The 21,782-nt window shown below is 67.5% G+C and carries 20 protein-coding genes; 11 read left to right on the forward strand and 9 right to left on the reverse strand.

The features are described 5' to 3' along the window. Window positions 1-20: 20 nt before the first annotated feature. A complete protein-coding gene (locus tag EV645_RS21865) occupies window positions 21-797 on the forward strand; it encodes a GNAT family N-acetyltransferase (protein ID WP_130445834.1) in 777 nt (258 codons plus the stop codon). 116 nt (window positions 798-913) lie between these two features. Here EV645_RS21865 and EV645_RS21870 read toward each other — a convergent pair whose 3' ends face one another. Together EV645_RS21870 and EV645_RS21875 are read right to left on the reverse strand one after the other, a co-directional pair. Then, window positions 914-1,468, reverse strand: a complete 555-nt coding sequence (locus EV645_RS21870; protein WP_130445835.1) for a dihydrofolate reductase family protein — start codon at window positions 1,466-1,468, stop codon at window positions 914-916. 58 nt (window positions 1,469-1,526) lie between these two features. After that, a complete protein-coding gene (locus EV645_RS21875; protein ID WP_277877075.1) occupies window positions 1,527-4,049 on the reverse strand; it encodes a Tex family protein in 2,523 nt (840 codons plus the stop codon). Between the two features lie 154 nt (window positions 4,050-4,203). On the opposite strand from EV645_RS21875, the gene EV645_RS21880 reads away from it, so the two are divergent. Continuing rightward, window positions 4,204-4,581 carry a hypothetical protein gene (locus tag EV645_RS21880; protein ID WP_130445837.1) on the forward strand — a complete coding sequence of 126 codons (378 nt, stop codon included), beginning with the start codon at window positions 4,204-4,206 and terminating at the stop codon, window positions 4,579-4,581. Window positions 4,582-4,627: 46 nt separating this feature from the next. Here the strand turns inward: EV645_RS21880 and EV645_RS21885 are convergent, their stop codons facing one another. Beyond that, window positions 4,628-6,103, reverse strand: a complete 1,476-nt coding sequence (locus EV645_RS21885) for an MFS transporter (protein ID WP_130445838.1) — start codon at window positions 6,101-6,103, stop codon at window positions 4,628-4,630. A gap of 63 nt (window positions 6,104-6,166) precedes the next feature. Continuing rightward, window positions 6,167-6,802, reverse strand: coding sequence for a DUF624 domain-containing protein (locus EV645_RS21890; protein ID WP_242000555.1), 636 nt, complete (start codon window positions 6,800-6,802; stop codon window positions 6,167-6,169). A gap of 76 nt (window positions 6,803-6,878) precedes the next feature. On the opposite strand from EV645_RS21890, the gene EV645_RS21895 reads away from it, so the two are divergent. From EV645_RS21895 to EV645_RS21920, 6 genes are all read left to right on the forward strand, one after another. Beyond that, a complete protein-coding gene (locus tag EV645_RS21895; protein ID WP_130445840.1) occupies window positions 6,879-7,946 on the forward strand; it encodes a LacI family DNA-binding transcriptional regulator in 1,068 nt (355 codons plus the stop codon). Window positions 7,947-7,984: 38 nt separating this feature from the next. Then, window positions 7,985-8,395, forward strand: a complete 411-nt coding sequence (locus EV645_RS21900; RefSeq protein WP_130445841.1) for a hypothetical protein — start codon at window positions 7,985-7,987, stop codon at window positions 8,393-8,395. Then, a complete protein-coding gene (locus tag EV645_RS21905) occupies window positions 8,392-9,567 on the forward strand; it encodes a hypothetical protein (RefSeq protein WP_130445842.1) in 1,176 nt (391 codons plus the stop codon). The genes EV645_RS21900 and EV645_RS21905 overlap by 4 nt, the downstream gene beginning before the upstream one ends. A 153-nt stretch (window positions 9,568-9,720) precedes the next feature. Then, window positions 9,721-10,995 (forward strand): extracellular solute-binding protein, encoded by a 1,275-nt coding sequence (locus tag EV645_RS21910; protein WP_130445843.1) that lies wholly within the window; start codon window positions 9,721-9,723, stop codon window positions 10,993-10,995. Beyond that, entirely contained in the window at window positions 10,992-11,930 is a 939-nt protein-coding gene (locus tag EV645_RS21915) for a carbohydrate ABC transporter permease (RefSeq protein ID WP_130445844.1), read from the forward strand. Before EV645_RS21910 ends, EV645_RS21915 begins: the two co-directional genes overlap by 4 nt. Then, on the forward strand, window positions 11,923-12,834 hold the full coding sequence (locus EV645_RS21920; protein WP_130445845.1) for a carbohydrate ABC transporter permease: 912 nt from the start codon (window positions 11,923-11,925) through the stop codon (window positions 12,832-12,834). Before EV645_RS21915 ends, EV645_RS21920 begins: the two co-directional genes overlap by 8 nt. 247 nt (window positions 12,835-13,081) lie before the next feature. On the opposite strand, the gene EV645_RS21925 is transcribed toward EV645_RS21920, so the two are convergent. Continuing rightward, window positions 13,082-13,624, reverse strand: coding sequence for a TetR/AcrR family transcriptional regulator (locus tag EV645_RS21925; RefSeq protein WP_242000556.1), 543 nt, complete (start codon window positions 13,622-13,624; stop codon window positions 13,082-13,084). A 211-nt stretch (window positions 13,625-13,835) separates the two neighbouring features. Here EV645_RS21925 and EV645_RS21930 point away from each other — a divergent pair, with 211 nt between their 5' ends. Genes EV645_RS21930 through EV645_RS21940 form a run of 3 tightly spaced genes read left to right on the forward strand, consistent with a single transcriptional unit; the run spans window position 13,836 to window position 17,113 of the window. Next, window positions 13,836-14,615 carry a nitroreductase/quinone reductase family protein gene (locus EV645_RS21930; protein WP_277877089.1) on the forward strand — a complete coding sequence of 260 codons (780 nt, stop codon included), beginning with the start codon at window positions 13,836-13,838 and terminating at the stop codon, window positions 14,613-14,615. A 28-nt stretch (window positions 14,616-14,643) separates the two neighbouring features. Beyond that, window positions 14,644-16,254, forward strand: coding sequence for a LuxR family transcriptional regulator (locus tag EV645_RS21935; RefSeq protein WP_130445847.1), 1,611 nt, complete (start codon window positions 14,644-14,646; stop codon window positions 16,252-16,254). Window positions 16,255-16,306: 52 nt separating this feature from the next. Beyond that, window positions 16,307-17,113, forward strand: a complete 807-nt coding sequence (locus tag EV645_RS21940; protein WP_157997129.1) for a class I SAM-dependent methyltransferase — start codon at window positions 16,307-16,309, stop codon at window positions 17,111-17,113. On the opposite strand, the gene EV645_RS21945 is transcribed toward EV645_RS21940, so the two are convergent. The 4 genes from EV645_RS21945 to EV645_RS21960 all read right to left on the reverse strand — a co-directional run bounded on the left by EV645_RS21945 (window position 17,089) and on the right by EV645_RS21960 (window position 21,697). Next, window positions 17,089-17,838: a class I SAM-dependent methyltransferase gene (locus tag EV645_RS21945; protein ID WP_130445849.1), complete on the reverse strand. Its 750-nt coding sequence runs from the start codon at window positions 17,836-17,838 to the stop codon at window positions 17,089-17,091. The two genes, EV645_RS21940 and EV645_RS21945, sit on opposite strands and share 25 nt — an antisense overlap. A gap of 14 nt (window positions 17,839-17,852) precedes the next feature. After that, window positions 17,853-18,599, reverse strand: a complete 747-nt coding sequence (locus EV645_RS21950) for a RibD family protein (RefSeq protein WP_242000558.1) — start codon at window positions 18,597-18,599, stop codon at window positions 17,853-17,855. A gap of 63 nt (window positions 18,600-18,662) precedes the next feature. Continuing rightward, on the reverse strand, window positions 18,663-20,993 hold the full coding sequence (locus EV645_RS21955) for an ABC transporter permease (protein WP_130445851.1): 2,331 nt from the start codon (window positions 20,991-20,993) through the stop codon (window positions 18,663-18,665). Then, complete coding sequence (locus tag EV645_RS21960) at window positions 20,990-21,697, reverse strand: ABC transporter ATP-binding protein (RefSeq protein ID WP_130445852.1); 708 nt, start codon at window positions 21,695-21,697, stop codon at window positions 20,990-20,992. Before EV645_RS21960 ends, EV645_RS21955 begins: the two co-directional genes overlap by 4 nt. Between the last annotated feature and the right edge of the window lie 85 nt (window positions 21,698-21,782).

Here is a 21,782-nt window from a genome sequence, read left to right on the forward strand (position 1 = left end):
CGCATCGTAGGGTCCGGGTCATGGACATCGGTGCGCGGATCGCCGCGGCTCAGTTGACCGGTTCGGCGCGCTCGAAGCGGCAGGTGATCGCTGGGCCGCTGGCCGGCATGTTGCACGACGACGACGCCTGGTACCTGTCCGGCGTACTCGCGGCCGACCCCGGGCAACCATTCGATCCGGACGAGATTCCCTGGGCGATCGAGACGATCCGCCAGGCGTTCGCCGCCGAAGGACGATGGGTGCACGCGGAGTTCGTCGACGAGGCGAACCCCGGCCTGGCGGAGGCGCTCGCGGCGCAGGGGATGACGATCGTGTCGCACCTCCCGCTGCTCGTGGTCGAGCCTGATGAGCTGATCGTCCCGTCGTTGCCGGCTGGTACGACGGTGCAGGTGGTGTCGTCTCCGGAGGAGCAGGCCGTGGCGAATGCGGTCGCCGCCGAGGCCTACGAGATGGAGAGCGCCGACTTCGCCTTCAAGCCTGACGCTGCGGACGGCGGTGCGGTCATCGTTTACGTGGACGACGTACCGGCCGCCACCGCAGCGTGGACGGCAGTCGCCGACGAGGTCTCGGAGGTTGCCGGCGTAGGCACCATCCACAGCCACCGCCGCCGCGGCCTGGGCGCCATCGCCACCGCCTACGCAACCCAGAACGCCTTCAACCTGGGCGCCGCCACACTGGCCTGGCTGACACCCGGCGACGACGGAGCGGACCGCGTGTACCGCCGCCTCGGCTATGCGCCGCGGGCGACCGCCGTACACCTGGGCGACCCTGGCGGGCACCTGGCCGACCTTCGCTGATTCAGGCCCCGCGTAACGACAGGAGATAGTGCGGTTTCAGCACTCCCGACGGCTGACGTGAGCCTGCGCCCGCGGCGAATCAGCCCGCCGAACCGCTCGATCAGCCGTAGAAGCTGCTACGAGGTCGCGTCGTGAGCTCTACGGCGGTACGTCAGGAGAGCGACGCCGCTGGGGAACGACGTACTGCCAGTCAAGGTCAGTCTTTGCGCTGAGCCGTCGGGGAACAGACGTTGGCCGGTCGCGACCACCGAGGGATAGATGAACAGGCGGTACTCGTCGACCAGGTCGGCCTCGATGAGTTGGTGAGTGAGGTCGATGCTGCCGGTGCAGACGATGTCTTCGCCGGCGGTCTGCTTCAGTTGGCGTACCTCGTCCAGACCGCGGAGGATCGTGGTCGGCTCCCATCCCGGATCCTGCAGCGTCGAGCTCACGACGTACTTCTGCACCTGATTCAGGTACGCCGAGACGCCGGTCGGGTCGTCCGTCTGCGCGGGCCAGAAGCCGCGCATTTGCTCGAACGTGACACGACCGGTGAGGAACGCGTCCGCGCCCGCCATCTGCTCGCGCAGCGCTTCGAGCACCTCCGGGCCGCCGTCGGCGGGTCCGAACCAGTCACCCGCCTCGATGACACCGTCGACGGTGATGTTCTGGGTGACGATCAGGTCGCGCATCAGGCTCCTCCTCGCAGGATTCACCTGGTACGTCGGAGCCGGTCGTCACCCTTCGACATCAGCGGACCGTAAAACCGGCGTTCCGGAACGCTTCGGCGAGCGATGTCTCGTCCATCGGGGTCTCGGCCTGCTTACCGCCACGTCCTTGGCCTTGGCTACCTGGCCCGCGGTTTCCGCCGCGACCGCCTTGGCCACCCTGTCCACCGCGACCGCCCTGTCCGCCACGACCACCCTGACCACTGCGGCCGTCCTGGCCGCCCGAGCCGCCTGGTCCACGACCTTGATCGCCCGAACCGCTGCGGCCTTGACCGCCCTGGCCACGGCCTTGTCCACGTCCTTGACCGCCGCCTTGACCGCCGCCCTGGCCACCCGCTTGGCGGGAACCACGGTCGCCCGGACGTCCGCCACCGGCGCCGGGCTCGTCGTCCAGGCGCAGCGTGAGCGAGATCCGCTGGCGCGGGATGTCGACCTCGAGCACCTTCACCTTGACGATGTCGCCGGGCTTGACCACCTCGCGCGGGTCCTTGACGAAGTTCTTCGACAGCGCGGACACGTGCGCCAACCCGTCCTGGTGCACGCCGATATCGATGAACGCGCCGAACGCGGCCACGTTGGTGACCTGACCCTCCAGCGTCATCCCCGGCTTCAGGTCGGCGATCTTGTCGACCCCGTCGGCGAACACCGCGGTCTTGAACGCCGGCCGCGGGTCACGCCCGGGCTTCTCCAGCTCGGCCAGGATGTCCGTGACGGTCGGGAGGCCGAACATGTCGTCGACGAAATCCGCCGCCTTCAGCCGCTTCAGCTCGGACGACCCGATCAGCGACTTCACGTCGGACCCGGTCGCGTCGAGGATCCGGCGTACGACGGGGTAGGACTCCGGGTGCACGCTCGACGTGTCGAGCGGGTCGTCGCCGTCAGGGATCCGCAGGAACCCGGCCGCCTGCTCGAACGCCTTCGGACCGAGGCGTGCGACCTCGCGCAGCGCCGTACGCGACTTGAAGGGGCCGTTGACGTCGCGGTGCTGGACGATGTTGTCCGCCAGCCCCGGCGTGATGCCGGAGACCCGGGTGAGCAGCGGAGCGGACGCGGTGTTGAGGTCGACGCCGACCGCGTTCACACAGTCCTCGACGACCGCGTCGAGCGAGCGGGACAGCGAGTTCTCCGGGAGGTCGTGCTGGTACTGGCCGACGCCGATCGACTTCGGATCGATCTTCACCAGCTCGGCCAGCGGGTCCTGCAGGCGGCGCGCGATCGAGACCGCGCCGCGCAGCGACACGTCCATCCCGGGCAGCTCCTGGGAGGCGAACGCGGACGCGGAGTACACCGACGCTCCCGCCTCGCTGACCACGGCCTTGGTGAGCTTGAGCTCCGGGTGCTTGGCGATCAGCTCGGCAGCCAGCTTGTCCGTCTCACGCGACGCCGTACCGTTGCCGATGGCAATCAGGTCGACGTCGTGGGCGGCGGCGAGCGCGGCCAGGGTGGCGATCGACTTGTCCCATTGGTTCTGCGGGACGTGCGGATAGATGACGCCGGTGTTGACCACCTTGCCGGTCGCGTCGACGACCGCGACCTTCACGCCGGTGCGGAAGCCCGGGTCGAGGCCCATCGTGGCGCGGGTGCCGGCCGGGGCGGCCAGCAACAGGTCGCGGAGGTTGGCCGCGAACACCCGGATCGCCTCGTCCTCGGCGACCTGCCGCAACCGCATCCGCAGGTCGATGCCGAGGTGCACGAGGATCTTCGTCCGCCAGGCCCAACGGACGGTCTCGACCAGCCACTTGTCGGCCGGGCGGCCCTGGTTCTCGACGCCGACCTTGCGGGCGATCGTCGTCTCGTACTCCGTCGGTCCGTCGACCTCGACGCCCGCGGGCAGCGGCTCGACCGAGACCGTCAGCACGTCCTCCTTCTCGCCGCGGAACAGCGCGAGGATCCGGTGCGACGGCATCTTCGTGAACGGCTCGTCGAAGTCGAAGTAGTCCGAGAACTTCGCGCCGTCGGTCTCCTTGCCTTCCCGCACGGCGGAGGCCAGCCGGCCCTGCTCCCACAGGCGCTCGCGCAGCTCACCGATCAGGTCGGCGTCCTCGGCGAACCGCTCGACCAGGATCGCGCGGGCGCCGTCGAGGGCAGCCTGCGGGTCGGGGACCTCGGCGTTGACGAACACAGCGGCCGCGGCGATCGGCTCGACATCCGGGTCGGCCATCAGACCGTCGGCGAGCGGCTCGAGACCGTTCTCCCGGGCGATCATCGCCTTGGTCCGGCGCTTCGGCTTGAACGGCAGGTAGATGTCCTCGAGCCGGGACTTGGTGTCCGCGGCGAGGATCTGCTCCTTCAGCGCGTCGTCGAGCTTGCCCTGGCTCTCGATCGAGTCGAGCACGGTCTGCCGGCGCTCCTCGAGCTCACGCAGATACCGCAGGCGCTCCTCGAGGGTGCGCAGCTGCGCGTCGTCGAGCTCTCCGGTGACCTCTTTCCGGTACCGCGCGATGAACGGCACGGTAGATCCCTCGTCGAGCAACGCCACCGCCGCCCGCACCTGGTTCTCACCCACCTCGAGCTCATCCGCGATCCGCCGCTCGATCGACTGCACCACCACTGTCCGCTTCCCCTCTACCGACAAACCCGCCGAACATTCTGCCCCGGCCGGGCTCCATATCCTTCCCCATCCCACCCCCCACCCCGAAACCCGTCCCACCCCACCTGTGGACAAACCCCATGCGATCATCCCTCCGGGGAGGAACCGCATGGGGCAGTTCGATTCGTTCGTCGAGCGCAGTACGAATCCGCCGCCGATGGCGACGCGGGTGTTCTGCGTGGTCCTGCCGATCCTGTGGATCGTCAAGGCAGCCAGGAGTCGCCACCTGGAGGACATCCTGATCGCGGCGTGGTTCGTGGTGCTGATGCTGCCGTCGGGCATCGCACCGAAGGCGTACCCAGCGCGTCTGGCCACACTGGACAGGCGGCCGATCATCAGCTCGGTGTTCATGTTTCTGCTGATGACCACCGGTGCTTTCGTCCTCCTCGCCCATTTCCTGCCGCGCGCTACAGCCGTACTCATCGGGGTGCCGTTCGGTCTGGTTCTCACCATCACCGGTCAGCTGGTCCGACGGCGTCGTACATGACGAACTCCCCGGGACCGTGGGGGTCGCCGGGGAGTTCGGGTGGGGGTCAGGCGGCTTCGCAGAGGACTGGCTCGGGGGTGTCCTCGGTCTGCGGCTTGGGCTGGCGCATGACGGTGAGGGCGATGGCTACTGCGGCGGCGACGATGGCGGCGGCTACTGCGAAGGAGAAGTGGTAGCCGTCGGTCAGGGCCTGGAGGGTTGGCTTGGTGCTGGCTGCGGTGCGGGTGGCGGACAGCGTGGCGAGGATGGCCAGGCCCAGGGCGGCGCCTACCTCGCCCATGGTGCCGATCAGGCCGGACGCCAGACCCGCGTCCTCAGGCTTCACGTCTGACATCGACAGGCCCATCAGAGCCGGGAAGCAGATGCCGCCGCCCAGGCCCAGCAGCACCAGCACCGGCAGTACGTGGACGAAGTAGTTGCCACCGACCGGAGCCAGGGTGAAGAGCGCCAGTCCGACGACGATCAGGGACAGTCCGGCGATCAGCGGGCGGCGCGGGCCGAAGCGCATGACCAGCTTCTCGGAGTACTTCACCGACAGCAGCCCCATCACCACAGTGGTCGGCAGGAAGGCCAGTCCGATCTCCAGAGCGTCGTACCCGAGCACCCGCTGCAGGTACAGCGAGCCCAGGAAGAAGATGCCGAACATCCCGGAGGCCGACAGCGCCTGAATCAGGTTCGCACCGGTCAGCGTCCTGGAGCGGAAGATCCGCAGCGGCACCAGCGGGTTGGCCGCGGTCGCCTCACGGACGATGAAGCCGGCCAGCAGTACCAGCGTCGCCGCAGCCAGCGCCAGCGTCCGCGGGGCGGTCCAGCCGAGCTCAGCGGCCGGCTTGACGATGGTGAAGACGCCGACCATCAGCGCCGCGGTGATCAGCACCGCACCCGGTACGTCAGTGCCCTTGCCGATCCCCAGGCCCTTGTCCTTCTCGATCAGCTTCACCGCGAGTACTGCGGTCAGTACGCCGAGCGGGAGGTTCACGAAGAAGATCCAGTGCCAGCTGATCGCCTGCGTCAGGACGCCACCGGCCAGCAGACCGATCGAGCCACCGGCGGACGCGACGAACGCGTACACGCCGATCGCCTTGGCCTGCTCCCGCGGCTCGGGGAACAGCGTCACGATCATGCCGAGGATCACTGCGGAGGTCAGCGCACCGCCGACGCCCTGGATGAACCGGGCGATGACGAGCATCTCCTGCGTCTGCGCCAGTCCGCACAGCACGGAGGCGGCGGTGAAGACGACCAGTCCGGCGGTGAAGATGTTCCGCCTGCCGAGCAGGTCGCCGAGCCGGCCGGCCAGTAGGAGCAGACCGCCGAAGGCGATCAGGTAGGCGTTCACTACCCACGCCAGTGATGAGCTGGTGAAGCCGAGGTCGTCCTGGATGGCCGGCAGGGCCACGTTCACCACGGTCACGTCGAGCACGATCATCAACATGCCCGCGCAGAGGGTGTACAGAGCCAGCCAGCGCGAGCGGCCGCCCTGCGTGGCCGGCGTAGTCGCCAGGGTGTCGGTCGTCGCGTACATCTCGAGGTCTCCTTGCAGTTCGTCGTTTTTGGGCCTTACACCCATACGTCGAACTGGCGGAGCTCAGATTGACACGTCTTCAGAAGTTTTTTCGCGACGCTGCCGAGCCAGTGCGTACGCCGTGAGCGCCGGGACCAGTCCGGACCCGACGACGAGCAGTGTGGGCACCTGCGACGCCAGAGCGAACCAGGTGAGCAGTACGACGACCCCGCCGGCCACAGGCAGCGGCCGTCGCAGCAGGAACAGGTTGGCGGACCTGAACACCGTCTTCATGGTCGCGTCGTTGCCCGCCTGAGGCAGGACAGCCAGTCCGCACAGGTAGAGCCCGAGGATCATCCCGGTGAGGGGAATCAGCACTACTAGTGCGAACACCCGCGCCGGTCCGGACGCGTACGCCCAGAACGACAGGCCGAACGCGAGCAGCACGGCACCGGCGTACAGACCGAATCCGGACAGCCAGAAGCGCTTCATCGCCCAGCGGAACTCCCCGAAGTACCGCCGCAGCAGCTTCGGCTTGTCCTGGCTGATCGCGTCCGCCAGCACGCGCTGCATCGCGAACGCCGCCGGGAAGAGCGTGATGATGCCCAGGCTGAGCACCAGGAACACCAGCTGCAGCATGAGCAGGTCTCCGACGACCGAGAGCTTCGCCAGTACCGCGTTGGTGCGGCCGGCGCCTCCAGCATCAGGGGGAGTAGCCACCGATCGCCTCCTCGTTCCATCCGGGCGTCCCTTGATCGTATGATCACGAACAATCACGCGAAGATCAGGGGACCGCATGCTTGCACAGGAGCGCCACGAGCTGATCCTGCGGAGCCTGCGGCGGCACGGCCGGCTCCGAGTGGCCGATCTGGTGGCCGAGCTGGGCGTCTCCGCGATCACAGTACGCCGGGATCTGGCCGAACTGGACTCCGCCGGCCTGCTCCGCCGCGTGCACGGCGGCGCGATCGGCACCGGGACGGCCGACCAGGGCGCCCGCGGGAGCCAGTTGACGATCGGCATCATCGTCCCGAGCGCGGCGTCGTACTACTCCGACGTGATCCGCGGCGCCGAGGCGATGGCCGACCGGTACGGCGCGCGCCTGGTCCTCGGCGTCTCCGGGTACGACGTGACGATGGAGCGCGACCGGATCGACAAGGTGCTCGGGATCGGGGTCGCCGGCCTGCTGATCAGCACCGCGCTCGGCGACGGCGACGCGGACCGGCTCGACTCGAGGCTGGACGAGATCGACGTACCCGTGGTGCTGATGGAGCGGGCGTTCGGGTTCCCGCACGTGAACCGCGAGTACGACCACGTCCGCACCGACCACGCGTACGGCGCGATGCTGGCGCTCCGGCATTTCGTCGCCCTCGGTCATCGCCGGATCGCGATCAACCTGCAGGCCACGGTCACGGCGTACTGGCTCCGCAGCGGCATCGAGACCGCCGCCAAAGCGCTCGGCGTCGAGGTCTTCCTCTCACCCGTCGACCTCCCGATGCGCGGCGACGACCCCGGCGCCATCACCCAACTGGACGCCTTCCTCGCCGAATGCGAGTCCTTCGGCACCCGCGCCGTCCTCGTCCACTCCGACGAACACGGCGCCCGCCTGGTCGAACGCGCCATGGAGTTGGGCCTCCGCGTCCCCGAGGACCTAGCCGTCATCGCCTACAACGACGTGACGGCGTCCTTGGCAGTCGTACCCCTCACCGCAATCTCCCCCGCCCGCCGAGCCCTCGGCGAAACCGCCTGCGACCTCCTCCTCCGCAAACTCCAGTCACCGACCACCCCGACCCAGCACCTCAGCCTCCTTCCAACCCTCAACATCCGCACTTCGTGCGGCGCCCCCGACGTCCTGGTCGCAGGGTAAATTCAGAGGACTGCACCGGAATCCTGGGGAGAGTCACGATGGAGTACGCCGAGTTCGAGGTCGAGTACAAGCGGGTATTCGAGGTGATCCTCAACGGCCGCGGAGACCGGGACCTGACTGCAGATATCGCGCGGCTGCATGCGCTGGCCGAACAGATCGACGACGAGGACGACCGCGACGACGCTTTGTTGGAGGTAACGGGCATCGAGGACGTCATCTCCCATGGCCCCGGAGAACCTCCGTCCGAGGTCATCCAGCAGGCCCGTTCGGCGTACGCCGAAGCTGTCCGCGACGACGGCACCGACAACGAACGCTTGGCCCGCGCAGAGGAAGGGATCCAGGCTCTGATGGACATCGAGAGCGCCACTCCGGAAGAAGAAGGCGCGATCGGTTCCATGGAACACACGCTGCGGATGCTGGCAGACGCTTTGCGACCCGACGTTCGATGAAGGTCACGACCTTCCGGGAGCTGATGCGCGAGCAGGCGAACGCCGCCGTGCGGATCTCGGGGGCGCACCACTCCTCGTGGAACGGGCGGTACGGGGCGCCGATCGCGGAGACCAGCAAGACGGGCGGTACGGCGAACTGGAACCACACGATCTCGTACAACCCGCGCCATGTGGACGAGCCGCTCCAGGACATGTTCCGCAACAACCGGGTGCACAACCAGGACAAGGCCGAACTCCGCAGGTATCGCGATGCGCTGCGGGTGGTCCTGCACGAGAACGCACATCTGCTGTCGTCGGAGGGCCGGGAGCATTCGCAGGCGGAGGCCGCCTTCAGCCGAGAGCCGGGCGTTCGCCCGCTCGAGGAGGGTGTGACCGAGCTGTACTCGCACCAGGCGTTGAACGAATACATCGACGAACTGGGGATCGACCAGGTCGCGCCTGGCATCAAGGAAGTCAGGACGCAGAAGGTCTACCCGGAGTACACGCCCGCGGTGGAGGGCTTCGCCGAGAGGATCGAGCAGAAGTCGGGAGTCCAGCGAGACGAACTGATCGGTCGGCTGGCCGTCGTTCCTGCCGATCAGAAGTTCAAGGTGGCCGCGGCGGCGATGTACGACAACAGCCGCCTGCGCGGGATGATCCCGGAAGACCAGCGGGAGCACGCCATCGGGCAGGTTGCGAAAGCGATGAGCGCCGAGTTCGCTCGAGTGGACAAGCTCCCCCAATCCGCGGACGCTGACGCGCGGCGAGCGGTCGGTATGCAGGCAGTCGTCGAGGGCTCGAAAGTGATCAGCCGGCTGAAGAAGCAGTGGCAGATGCCGGCGCCGGGTCAGCAGGTGCAGCGTGGCGTCGGTGCCGAGCAAGGGCGGACCGGTCAGCCAGAGCGCGGCGGCACCCCCCAATCTCAGTCGGCGACTGGGGCGTCGCTGGCGTCCTCGGCGGCCACGGCAGCACCTGCGTCTCCGGCTGCCTCGGCCGCCGCGGCGTCCTCACCGGCCCCACCGAGCCCACCCGCTCCGGCGTTGCCGCCGGACATTGCGGCGGCGGCTCGGGCTGGGTTGTCTGGGCCTCCGTTGGGGTCGGCTAGTCGGTTGAGTGCTGATCGGCAGGGGGCGCGTGGTGCGGGGGCGTCTGCGCCGGCGGCTCAGCGGCAGGGGCCGGAGACTCAGCGCTGAGCTGGTGGAACGCTGATCGGTCGGGTTCCGGTTGTGATCGATTGTGATCGTTCGAGCGGCGAGGTATTGACGAGGAAAGCCCTTTCCCATACTTTCGCTGCACTTGAGGGGTCGCAGGCCCCCGGCTGAAACAGGCAGCGAAGGAGTTCCCCTGTGAGACGAGGTGTGGGACTGACCGTGCTGGCGGCTGCGCTCAGCGTGGTGGTCAGCGGTTGTGGCAGCGGGGTGATCGACAAGAGCACGGACGGCATAGCGCCGGCCGAGGCGACCGGGACGTTGCGGGTGCTGATCCCGTCCTTCCCGCCCAGTACGAAGGGGCGCGAGGCGTTCCAGAACGTCGTCGACGAGTTCCACAAGACCTATCCGAAGATGAAGGTCGAGCCGGACTTCGCGACGTACAACAACCTGAACGAGAAGCTGGCCACCTCGATCGCGGCCGGGATCCCGTACGACGTGATGGTCACCGGCGTCGGCTGGGTCCAGCCGTTCGCCTCCAAGAACATCTTCGAGGACCTGGGTAAGTACGGCGTGACGCCGGACTACATCAAGGAGAAGAGCACCCCGGCGCTGATCCCGGCGGTCACGTACGACAAGAAGTTGTACGCCTACCCGCTGCTGGCCGACGCCCGGGCGGTCGCGCTCCGCAAGAGCGCGTTCATCGAGGCGGGCCTCGACCCGGACAAGCCGCCGACCTCGCTGGCCGAGATCAAGACCGCGGCCGAGAAGCTGACCAAGCGGGACAAGAACGGCAACATCACCCGCAGCGGCTTCGACCTCGCGTCCGCGACCGGCTTCCGGCAGTCGTTCACCACGTTCCTGGCCTCGACCGGTACGCCGCTGTACGTCGGCGGCGAGCCGAACTTCGACAACAAGGCCGGCCTGGACACGCTGCTGTGGATCAAGTCCATGATCAACAACGTCCAGCCGTACGGACAGACCAACGCTGCCCAGCAACCTCTGGTGCTGACTGGTGAGGCCGCGATGGGGATCGTCAACGGCGCCGTCGACTGCTCGGACAAGGGCATCGGCAAGAAGAACTGCGACGACCTGAAGTTCTTCCGCTTCGACAGCGGCAAGGAGATCGAGTACGTCGGTGGCGACCTGGCGTCGATCGGGTCCCGCAGCCGCCACAAGGACGCGGCCTGGGCCTTCATCCAGACGATGGTCAACAAGCCGACGCTGGACGCGATCGCCAAGCTGAACAAGAAGATCCCGGCCTACAAGGACGCCGGCAACTCGCCGCAGGCGGAGTCGAACCCGTTGAGCAACTTCACCGCGAACGGTCTGCAGTACGCCGCGAACGAGAACGAAGTGCCGTCGAACTGGCTCGAGATGCGCGGCAACTTCGACATCCAGCTCACCCAGGCGGTCCTCGGACAGAAGGATCCCGCCAAAGTGCTGCACAACCTGGCAGGACAGTCACGATGAGCACAACTCTTGAACGTCCAGCACTGGACACCCCGCGCAAGGTCCCCACGTCCAAGGACACCGGCACGCTGCTCAAGGGCCAGAAGCGCGCCGGTTGGGCCCTGCTGACGCCGGCCCTGCTGCACTCCGCCGTCTTCATCGTCATCCCGGTGGTCGCGGTCCTGGTTCTCAGCCTGACCAACTACAGCTTCGGCGACACCTGGTCCTGGGTCGGGTTCGGCAACTACGCGGACCTCGCCCGCGACGTCGACTTCCTGGCCTCGCTGTGGCACACGGTCCTGTACGCGATCGTGGTGATCCCGATCTCGATGGCGATCGCCCTCGCGGTCGCGGTCGGGCTGAACCAGAAAATCCGCGGCCTCGGCTTCTTCCGGACCGCGTTCTACATCCCGACGGTGACGGCGACCGTGGCCATCGCGACCATCTGGCTGTGGATCTACAACCCGGGCTCCGGCCTGGCTAACGGCTTCCTCGGTCTGTTCGGGTTCGCCCCGAACCGCTGGCTGGCCGACCCGGCGACCGCGCTGCCGTCGCTGATGGTGGTCGGCATCTGGCAGGGCCTCGGCACCAAGATCATCATCTACCTGGCCGCGCTGCAGGGTGTCTCCCGCGACCTGCTCGAGTCGGCCGACCTGGACGGCGCCAGCCGCTGGCAGCGTTTCGTCAACGTCACCTGGCCGTCGCTCGGCCCGGTGCAGTTCTTCGTGCTGATCACGTCGATCGTCGGCACCTTCCAGGTGTTCGACCTGGTGTACGTGATGACGCGCGGCGGACCCGGTAGTGACACCCGCGTGCTGGTGCTCGACATCTACCAGAACGCGTTCCAGGACCTGAAACTCGGCTACGCGTCCGCGGAGACCGTGATCATGATGATCGTGATCGCAGCCTTCATCGGAGTCGGACGCCTGCTCCAGAGGGCGGACACCAATGACTAGCGCTGCATTGCCTTCGACCGGTACGAGCGTGAGCCGCCGGCCGTCGTCGCTCCGGCCGGGGCGGATCGCGTTGTACGTCGTGCTCATCGTCGGCGCGCTGCTGATGATCGTGCCGTTCCTGTGGATGCTGCTGACGTCGTTCAAGAGCGACCTCGAGGTGCAGCAGTTCAACTGGCTGCCTGGTGAGTTGCGTTGGCACAACTTCGTCGAGGCGATGCAGAGCGCGCCGTTCCTGCGGTACTTCCGCAACAGCCTGTTCATCGCGGTCGGCGAGACGGCGTTCACGCTCGTCGTCTGCACGATGGCCGGGTACGCGCTGGCCAAGGCGCCGATCCGGGGCGGCAAGTCGCTGCTGAACTACTTCATCGTGCTGCTACTGGTGCCGTTCCAGATCATCCTGGTGCCGCTGTTCATGATCGTGAAGTCGATCCCGCTGTTCGGCGGCAACAACATCATCGGCCACGGCGGTATCGGCTGGCTGAACTCCTGGTGGGGCCTGATCATCCCGCTCGGCGCGGCGCCGCTGTTCACGTTCCTGGCCCGGCAGTTCTACGTGTCGCTGCCGGACGAGCTCGCGCAGGCCGCGCGGGTGGACGGGCTCAGCGAGTTCGGGATCTTCCTGCGGATCATGACCCCGCTGATCAAGCCGGCCCTGATCACGATCGCGGTGTTCCAGATCGAAGCCGCCTGGAACGGGTTCCTCTGGCCGCTGATGATCACCACGTCGGACGAGATGCGTCCGCTGCAGCTCGGGCTGGCGATCTTCTCGCAGAACCCGGCGGAGATTCAGTGGCCGTACCTGATGGCCGGTACGGCGCTGGCGACGCTGCCGATGATCGTGCTGTTCGTGTTCGCCCAGAAGCGCTTCGTCGAAGGAATGGCGAACGTCGGGATCAAGGGCTAGATCCTCGAACAGGTGCTCACCCCGCCCCGGGTGAGCACCTGCGAGGCCCCCTCCACATGCGGTGGTCCCGAAGAAACACCGGAGCTTCCCACGTAGTCCCCCCACTGGGTCACTCGTCCCGTTTATCGGCGCAGTGTGCCCGCCGTTACAGCATTCATGAGGTTTTTTCGCTAGTTCCCGAAATGATTTGCCGAACTGCGCGCGATATACGACGTTTCGCATCCACGCGACGACGTTCGGTAAGGGATCAGGCCGTATGCGCGCGGACGACGTACCGGATCATCGGGGCGAGGTCGGTGGTGCCGAGGAGTTCCAAGGCGTTGGTGGCGCGGAGCGTGGCCAGGCCGTGGAGGTTTGTCCACAGGGCGGTGGCGCGGAGCTCGGCCTCGTCGGGGTGAAGCTCGGCGACCAGGTCGACGAAGGTCTGGAACAGCGGGAGCGACGTCGCGCGGAGGTTGCCGCCGGCCCCGTCCAGCAGGTCGTGGCGGAAGAGCAGGTCGAACATGCCGGGGCGTTCGGCGGCGAACTCGAGGTAGCGGCGCCCCGCGTCGACCAGTCTGTCCTCAGATGGTCCGTCGGTCGGGGTGAGTCGGGCCGCCAGATCTGCCAGCCCGGTCGCTGCGATCGCGGCCAGGAGCGCGTTGTGGGTGGGGAAGTAGCGGCGCGGTGCGCCGTGCGAGACGCCGGTACGGCGGGCGATCGCGCGCAGGGTGAGATTGGCGAGGCCCTCCTCCTCAAGGAGGTCGACCCCTGCCTGGACCAGCCGATCGGGCAGTGACACCTGGGACACGTAGACATTGTCTCCTGCTTGGGTTGGCCCGGGGGCTTGGGTACGATCGCGGCGTGACTGCCGGGTCGGCTGCTTCCAGCCATTCACGAGTTGGGGTCCCGGCTGCGTTCTGAACGCCGCGCGGGCTCCACCGGGCGTTTCTCTCCCCGTCTGCATTTCCTTTCACGAGACACGAGAGAAGCGAATCCTGAACGATTTCACCGCACAGCTCATTGACGAGTTCCGGGCGAACGCCGGCCAGGTGGGCGGTCCCTTCGAGAACTCCAGGTTGTTGCTCCTGACAACAACTGGCGCGCGCTCCGGGCAGCCGCGCACCGCGATCCTGGGGTACTACCCGGACCGCGACCGGGTCCTCGTCGTCGGCTCGGCCGGCGGCAGCCCCAAACACCCGGCCTGGTACCACAATCTGCTCGCCGATCCCGCGGTCACCGTCGACCTCGGCCTCTTCACCTACCCGGCAACAGCGGTCGTACTTCGTGGTCCCGAGCGCGACGAGGTCTTTGCGCGCCTGGTCGAGGCTGATCCGGGGTGGGGCGACTACCAGGCCCGCACCACGCGGACCATCCCGGTCGTCGCGCTCGTCCAGCGACCGGGTCCTCCACCGACGGGTGGCTCGTTTGCCGAGGCTTTGAAGACGATCCATGCGGCGTTCCGGCGTGAGCTTTCGCTGATCCGGGCCGAGGTCGCGAAGTCCGGCACGCTGGGCGCTCAGCTCCGGATCAACTGCCTGACTGCCTGCCAGGGCCTGCACTATCACCACACCGGCGAGTCGACCGGCCTCTTCCCGGCGCTGGTCCAGCAGCACCCCGAGCTGGCCGACGTCATCGCCGTACTGCAGACCGAGCACGACAAGATCGCCGTACTGCTGGAGGAGCTGGAGCGGTTGGCCGCGACTCCAGCGGCGGAGATCCTGCCCCACGTCGACGAGCTGATCGCTCAGCTCAACGCGCATCTGGATCGCGAGGAGGCGGAGCTTCTGCCATACCTCTGAGGCTGACGCCGGGTCTACGGTCGGGATCATGACCGAGGACTTCGTGGCGGCCGGCCGGGCTGCGTTGACACGCGGAGCCTGGTCGGCCGCTCGCGGCCAGTTCGAGCGAGCGCTCGAGACTGCGACGACAGCTGAAGCTCTCGAAGGATTGAGCTGGGCGACGTGGTGGCTGGAGGATGTGTCGGCCTGTCTGGAGGCTCGGGAGCAGGCGTATCGCCTGTATCGGAAGGCTGATGACGCGCGGGCTGCGGCGCGGATGGCGCTGTGGCTCGGGGACGATCACAACGAGTTCCGCGGAGCCGGCGCGGTAGCCGAGGGCTGGTTCAACCGGGCCGCTCGCCTGCTTGAGGAGCTGGAGCCCTGCCCGGAGCTCGGGTGGCTCCGGGTGTTCGAGGCTCATGCTGCGCTCGGTCGGCACGACACCGGTCGGGCGCGCGAACTCGCCGTACAGGCTCAGGAACTCGGGCGTCGGCATCGGGCGGTCGATCTGGAGATGTTCAGTCTGGCAACCGAGGGCCTTGCGCTGGTGGAGGAAGGCGCTGTCGGGCAGGGCATGCGGTGTCTGGACGAGGCGACGGCGGCCGCGCTGGCCGGGGAGTACGAGAATCTCGCGCCGGCGGCGTGGACGTGCTGTCGCTTGATCTCGGCGTGCGAGGAGATCCGGGATTATGAGCGCGGGGCGCAGTGGTGCCGGCAGGTGGAGGAGTTCAGCCGGCGGATGGAGGCCCGGTTCGTCACTGGTGTGTGCCGGGCGCACTACGCGGCGATCCTCGGCTGGCACGGCGACTGGAGTGCGGCCGAGCGGGAGCTGACGAAAGCGCACGAGGACCTCACGGCCAAGCGCCCGTACTGGCGTGCCGAGGCGGTCGTACGTCTCGGTGAGCTGCGTCGCCGGCAAGGACAGGTCGAGCAGGCGGAGGCCTTGTTCAACGAGGTTTCGTCGCATCCGCTGGCCAGGCGCGGGTTGGCGGAGCTGAGCCTCGACCGGGGTGATCCGGCTGCGGCGCGCGACGTACTGGAGCGGATGTTGCGGCGGATCCCGGCCGGTTCGGTCAGTCGGGCTTGGCCGCTTGAGCTGCTGGTCCGGGCTGAGGTGGCGTTGGGGGAACATGAGGCGGCGGCGATCCATCTGGCCGAGTTCTGCTCGATCGCCGATCTGCTGCAGACGCGGCCACTTCGGGCGGCGGCCCGGTTTGCGGAGGGCATCTATGCCGCGGCTCGCGGCGAGCATGAGGATGCCTGCACCTGTCTGGAGGAGGCCGTTGATCTGTATGACGGCCTGGCTCCCTTCGAAACCGCGCATGCGCGATTGGAGTTTGCCCGCGGCCTGCTGATGCTCGGTCGGACCGAGGCCGCCCGCCGCGAAGCTCGTACGGCGCTGTCGGCAATCCCCGTGCCGCGCCGGGACGAAGCGGAGTTGCTGGTGGCGCTCGGACTGGCCGGCCCGCCTGTCCTCAGTGCACGTCAGCTCGACGTACTGCGGTTGATCGCCGACGGGCTCGGTGACCGGGAGATTGCTGCGCAGCTGGTGATCAGCGAGCACACCGTGCATCGGCATGTGGCGAACATCTTCACCCGGCTGGACTGCTCGACTCGTGCCGCGGCGGTGTCGCGCGCGACAGGACTGGGGCTGCTCTGAATGGCCTGTTCGGGTGACGCGGCGGGGGCGGGTTTGGTCGATGGTGGGTGGTATGCAGAGGTTGGCGCAGTACAAGGAGTCGGTCCGGACGACGTGGGCCACGGGCGACTACGACGCGATGATGCGCGAGGAGGGGCTGTACGAGGTCGGTCAACGGCTGGTCGACGCGTTGGCCGTCCGCGCTGGTGAGGACGTACTCGACGTGGCTTGCGGGACGGGGAACGCAACCATTCCGGCCGCGCGGACCGGTGCTCGCGTCACCGGCCTCGATCTCACGCCGGCCATGCTGGCGAAGGCTCGCGAGCGCGGAGCGGGGCTCGCGATCGACTGGGTTGAAGGCGATGCCGAGGAGTTGCCGTTCCCGGACGGGAGCTTCGATGTGGTGCTGTCGAGCTTCGGCTGCATGTTCGCGCCGCGCCACGCGGTCGTCGCCGGCGAGATGGCTCGCGTACTGCGGCCGGGCGGCCGGCTCGGTCTGTGTGCGTGGACGCCGGAAGGGACGATCGGCGAGTTCTTCCGCGTGGTGGGTGCGTATCTGCCGCCCGCTCCGGAGTACGTCGATCCGCCGCTGGCCTGGGGATCCGAGGACACGGTGCGATCGCTGTTCGAGGGGATCGAGCTGTCGTTCAATCGTGAGATGGGCATGATCCATCACCCGTCGGTCGCCGAGGCGGTGGACTGCTATGCCACGCAGTTCGGCCCCGTGGTGCTCGCTCGCGAGGCGCTCGGCTCTAGGTGGCCGGCGCTTCGTCAGGACCTGGTCGAGCTCTTCGAGCGGAACAACACCTCAGGGTCCAGTCTGGTGCTGCCGGCTGAGTACCTGGTGATCCGCGGTCAGCGGCGAGCCAGGAGCGCGTAGGAGTTCGGCAGGCGGCCGGACCACGCGGCGGCGTTGGTATCGTCCTGCGGTCGCCAGAACGGGTCGGCGTACTCCTCGAGGGTTTCGAGGTGCAGGCCGGCCGCGGTGATCGCTGTGACGATCTGGCCGAGATTCCACTGCCATTCACGAGCGCCGTTGCCGGGGAACGTGTCGTTGACGTGTGACTCGGCGAAGTAGCTGCGATCCGGCCGGATCCGCGGCTCGTCCTCGTCCCACGTCCACAACGGGACGGCCGGATGCGCTTCGTATATGAACAGGTGCCCGCCGGGCCGCAGTACCCGAGCAATGTCCCGCGCCCACGCGTCGAGGTCCCGCATCCAGATCAACGCGCCCTTGCCGGTGTAGACGAGATCCGCGCACGCATCCTGCACCGGTACGCCGGGCACCTCCGCCACCAGGTAGTGACACGCCATGCCCAGCTCGCGAGCACGCCGTTGCGCCGCACCCGCCGCCACCGAGCTGTAGTCGATCCCGATGACTCTTTGCGCGCCCGCTTTGACGAGCCCGATGTCATCCAACCCATGCCCACTCTGCAGATGCACCACTACCGGCCGACGAGCCAGCACCGGCCCAAGCAACCCAAGCTCCCGCTCCAGCAGCAGCCCGTCTCCCCGAGCCGTCTCGAGCAGTTCGTCGTACTCCCTCACGTGCTTGGTCGAAGCCTGCTCCCAGACCGCCCGATTACCCGCCACCACCTCGTCCATGCGCCAAGTCAATCTCATCCAGCAACTGCATATCGTGCAGATCGGGCCACCTCGTAGCGGAGGCTCACCACGCCGTCGGCTGTGGTGCTACTGGACACGAGTCGCAGTTTGGTCGGGAGCGCCCCGGGCACGAGCTCAGGTCCGTCGAACACCGTCGGCACACCGGCACCTCCGATAGCAGCAGGGAACAGAATCAGATGTAGCTCGTCGACCAGATCCTCGCGCAGCAAGGCGCCGTTCAGCCCGCCGCCAGCCTCGGACACGACGCACGTGACGCCGAGCCGCTCGCGCATCCGGCGCAGCGCAAGCTCCAGATCCACGTGGTCTTCGCCGGCGACGAGGTACGGGATGTTCTCGCGCTGCAGATACGCCAGATATGCCGTCGGCGTGGCACGGGAGGTGAGGACCAACAGGTCGATCCCGCCCCCGCCCTTCTCCGTCCACAGGACCCGCCCGCGACTGTCCACAACTGTGAACCATTTGCGATGTCGCGGATCGTTCACCACGTCGTCCGGCAGGAAGTCGTCGTACGAGGTGGTTGCCTCAGGCAACTCTAACGGACCGGTGTCGGCAATGACGAACGTCCCGCTGCCTTCGAGGATCGCCGTCGGCGCATAAAGCTCCTCCAACAACGCAGTCCGCGCACCATTCATTGTCATGAACCCTTCCGGCCACAACGAATGCCACAGCTTCCCGGCCTCCTCGGACAGCAGGAGACGGTCCCGGCCGACGGTCACCCGTCCGTCGACCGAGGCCGTCACTGATACCACCACTCGCGCTCTGTCGCCCATGAAAGCCTTCCTATCAAGGCCTTCCGACAGTTTTCATTCGTTGTGGAGAACCTTGGCGATCGTGGTGTGGGCTGCTGACCGCGCAGGGAAGTAGGCGCCGGCTGCGGCGATGAGGATGCCGGCGAGGATCAGGAGGGTCAGCAGCGACCAGGGGTAGACGTCGAGCATGAACGCCGGGATCGCCACCTGGGCGCCATTGGCCATCGCCGGGACTACCAGGCGATGCGCGATGATGCCCAACGGAATACCCAGCACGCCGCCGAGTGCGCCCAGGGCAGCCATCGAGGTGACGACCATGACGGTGACCTGGGCGGGGGTCATACCGATGGACTTGAGCATGCCGAGGTCACGGCGGCGTTCGCGGGTGTTGAGGATCACGGTGTTGAACACACCCAGCGCCGCTACCGTCCCCAGCATCAGAGTGAGCAGTACGACAGTCGCCAGCACGATCGCCACGAAGGTGCCGGCATCCTGCCCGTCGGTCCGCATCAGACCCGAGTCGCCCTTCTGCACCGCCTGCACGAACGCATCCAGGTCCGTACCCGGCTTGACGTTGATCTCGTACAGCGACGCCCGCAGCGACGGCGCCACCAGCGCCAGCGTCTGCCAGTTCGACAGCACCTCGTCGCCTGAGTTGTACATGGCCTTCCCGACGATCTGCGCCCGGACGGTCTTCCCCTCCGACTGCAGTGTGATGGTGTCGCCGACGGCCAGACCACGCTGCCGCAGGAACCGCTCAGAGACGACCACCTGACCCGGACCGTCGAACCAGCGCCCGTCAAGGATCCGGTAGCCGAGCTGCTCGAAGTCCCCGCGATAGAAGGACACCCGCAGATCAGTACTGGTTCCAGCCAGCCGCATCGGCAGGTCGGTACTCGCCGTCACCGACACCGCGCCCGGAGTCGACCGGATCAGGGCCTCGTCTGCCGCATCGCTCAGTTTGGGCGCAGGTGGTGCCTGAGGATCGTTCGGCGCTGGCCCGCCGTTATCCGGGGGCGCGAACAGCGACACGTCCACGGCGTCCACTCGGCTAGCAGCAGTCTGGTACGTCGTCAGCGACTTCCCGAGCCCCACCGCCAGCGTCACACTCGTCACCCCAAGTACGACGGCCGCCAGCGTCAACGCCGTACGGGCCGGCCGTGCGAACGGAAGTCCCAGCCCAAGAGACACAGATCGCGGCAGCCGGGTACCGCTGAGCCAACGCTGGACCCGCAGCCCACGCCCAGCCCGCGGAGCGCTGCCTGCACTGATCGCCTCAGCTGCCGACAGACTCCGCGCGCGCAGCGAAGGCAGTAGAGCAGACAGCGCCACCAGCACCGGTACGCCGAGCACGACGACCACGTCGACCCAGATCGGAACGGTGACACCCTCGGCGCCATAGTTCTCGAAAGCCCTTGTCAGTAAGGACTCTGCGAGCACGTTACCCAGCACAGTGCCGCCGGCACATCCGACGATCGCCGGGATGGAGATCATCGTCAGGTACACCGCCATCACCTGTGTCGGTGTGAACCCCAGCGACTTCAGTACGCCGATGTGCTTGAAGCCGGAGACCACAGCGCCACTGACCACGTTGGCGACAATCAGGACTGCGACCGCCAGCCCAAGCCAGCCGAACACCATCAGGAACGGCACAAACGTGTTCGGCTCACCTGTGGCGAGCGCTCGCAGCCCGAGGTACGACTGTGTGCCCACCAGCGCGCCGGACGGCAGTCCGGACGTCACTGCGGTCTGGCCGGCAGACACCTGTTCGTTGGTCGCCGCCTGAGCGAAGCGGTACAGCATCTGCGTGGCTGTCGGCTTCAGCGAGGTCATCTGCGCCGGTGCGACCCACGCATCGGCCGACTGACTCACGCTGTACGCGAACCCGACGATCGTCAGCGTCTGCCCCGCCAGCCTCATGGTCGATCCGAGAGTCGGTGCTCCGAACCCCTCTGACGCAGTGGGGTTCCGGTTCAGCACGATCTCGCCGGCCTTGGCCGCCCAGCGCCCCTTCCAGACGTTGAGGCGGTCGACCGGTCCGCCCGGATCCGCGCGTCCAACCGTCACCAGGGACTCCGGTGCGCCGAAATTCCCGTTGAGTCCCTGTCCCAGCGTCGCCATCGCGAACGGACCGGAGTACGCCTTCGCAGCCGACGCCGACTTGGTCAGCTGACTGTCGCTGACCTTGCTCGGGTCGTACGACGCCACCAGGTGAGCACCGCTCTGCCGCGCGTACGCCTGGTCGAACGGACCGCTCGACGCAGCCAGCAACCCCAGTGCGACCACGATCATCGTGGTGGAGAGCAGTACGACGACTCCGATCACCACGGTCTGCACGCGACGTCGGCGTACCGCTGCGCGCGACACCGGCCAGACGGCGCTCACGACGTACGCTCCAGACTGCGTTCGCCGGCGATCTGCCCGTCGACGAAGTCGATGACCCGGCTGGCGCACCGCGTGGCGAGCTGCTGGTCGTGGGTGACCAACAGCAGCGTCTGACCGATCTGGTTGAGGTCCAGCAGGAGGTCCATCACCTGCTCGCCGGCGCGGGTGTCCAGCGCACCAGTGGGTTCGTCAGCGAGCAGAATCGCCGGCCGGTTCATCAGTGCGCGTGCTACCGCGACACGCTGTCGCTCACCGCCACTCAGCTGCGCTGGGTACGTGTTGCGGCGGTCACCGATGCCCAGCTCCTCGAAGAGCTCGAGTGCGCGCTTCCGTGCGTGCGCGGCCGACGTACCGGTGAGCTGCGCGGCCAGTGCGACGTTGTCGAGAGCCGACAGGTCGTCCAGCAGGTTGAAGAACTGGAAGATCATACCGATCCGGCGGCGCCGGAACAGTGCCAGCCCCTTCTCGTTCAGTGACCCCAGGTCGTCGCCGTGCACCACGACGGCTCCTGACGTCGGCCGGTCCAGTCCGGCCACCATGCTGAGCAATGTCGACTTGCCGCTGCCGGACGGTCCCATGACCGCGACCGCCTCACCGGCGTGGATCTCCAGCGACACCCCGTCGAGCGCGACCGATTCGCCGTACTCCTTGCGTACGGCGGTGAGCCGTACGACCGCCTGTTCGTTGCCTAGGTCCTCCGTCATGCTGCTCACGCTAGGGCTGCTCGGCCGACGCTGACGTCAACCTGCCGGGGTAATCTCCGCAGGCCGTCATCCTGCAGATGTACGG

This window comes from Kribbella rubisoli, assembly GCF_004217145.1.
Classification (GTDB): Bacteria; Actinomycetota; Actinomycetes; order Propionibacteriales; family Kribbellaceae; genus Kribbella; species Kribbella rubisoli.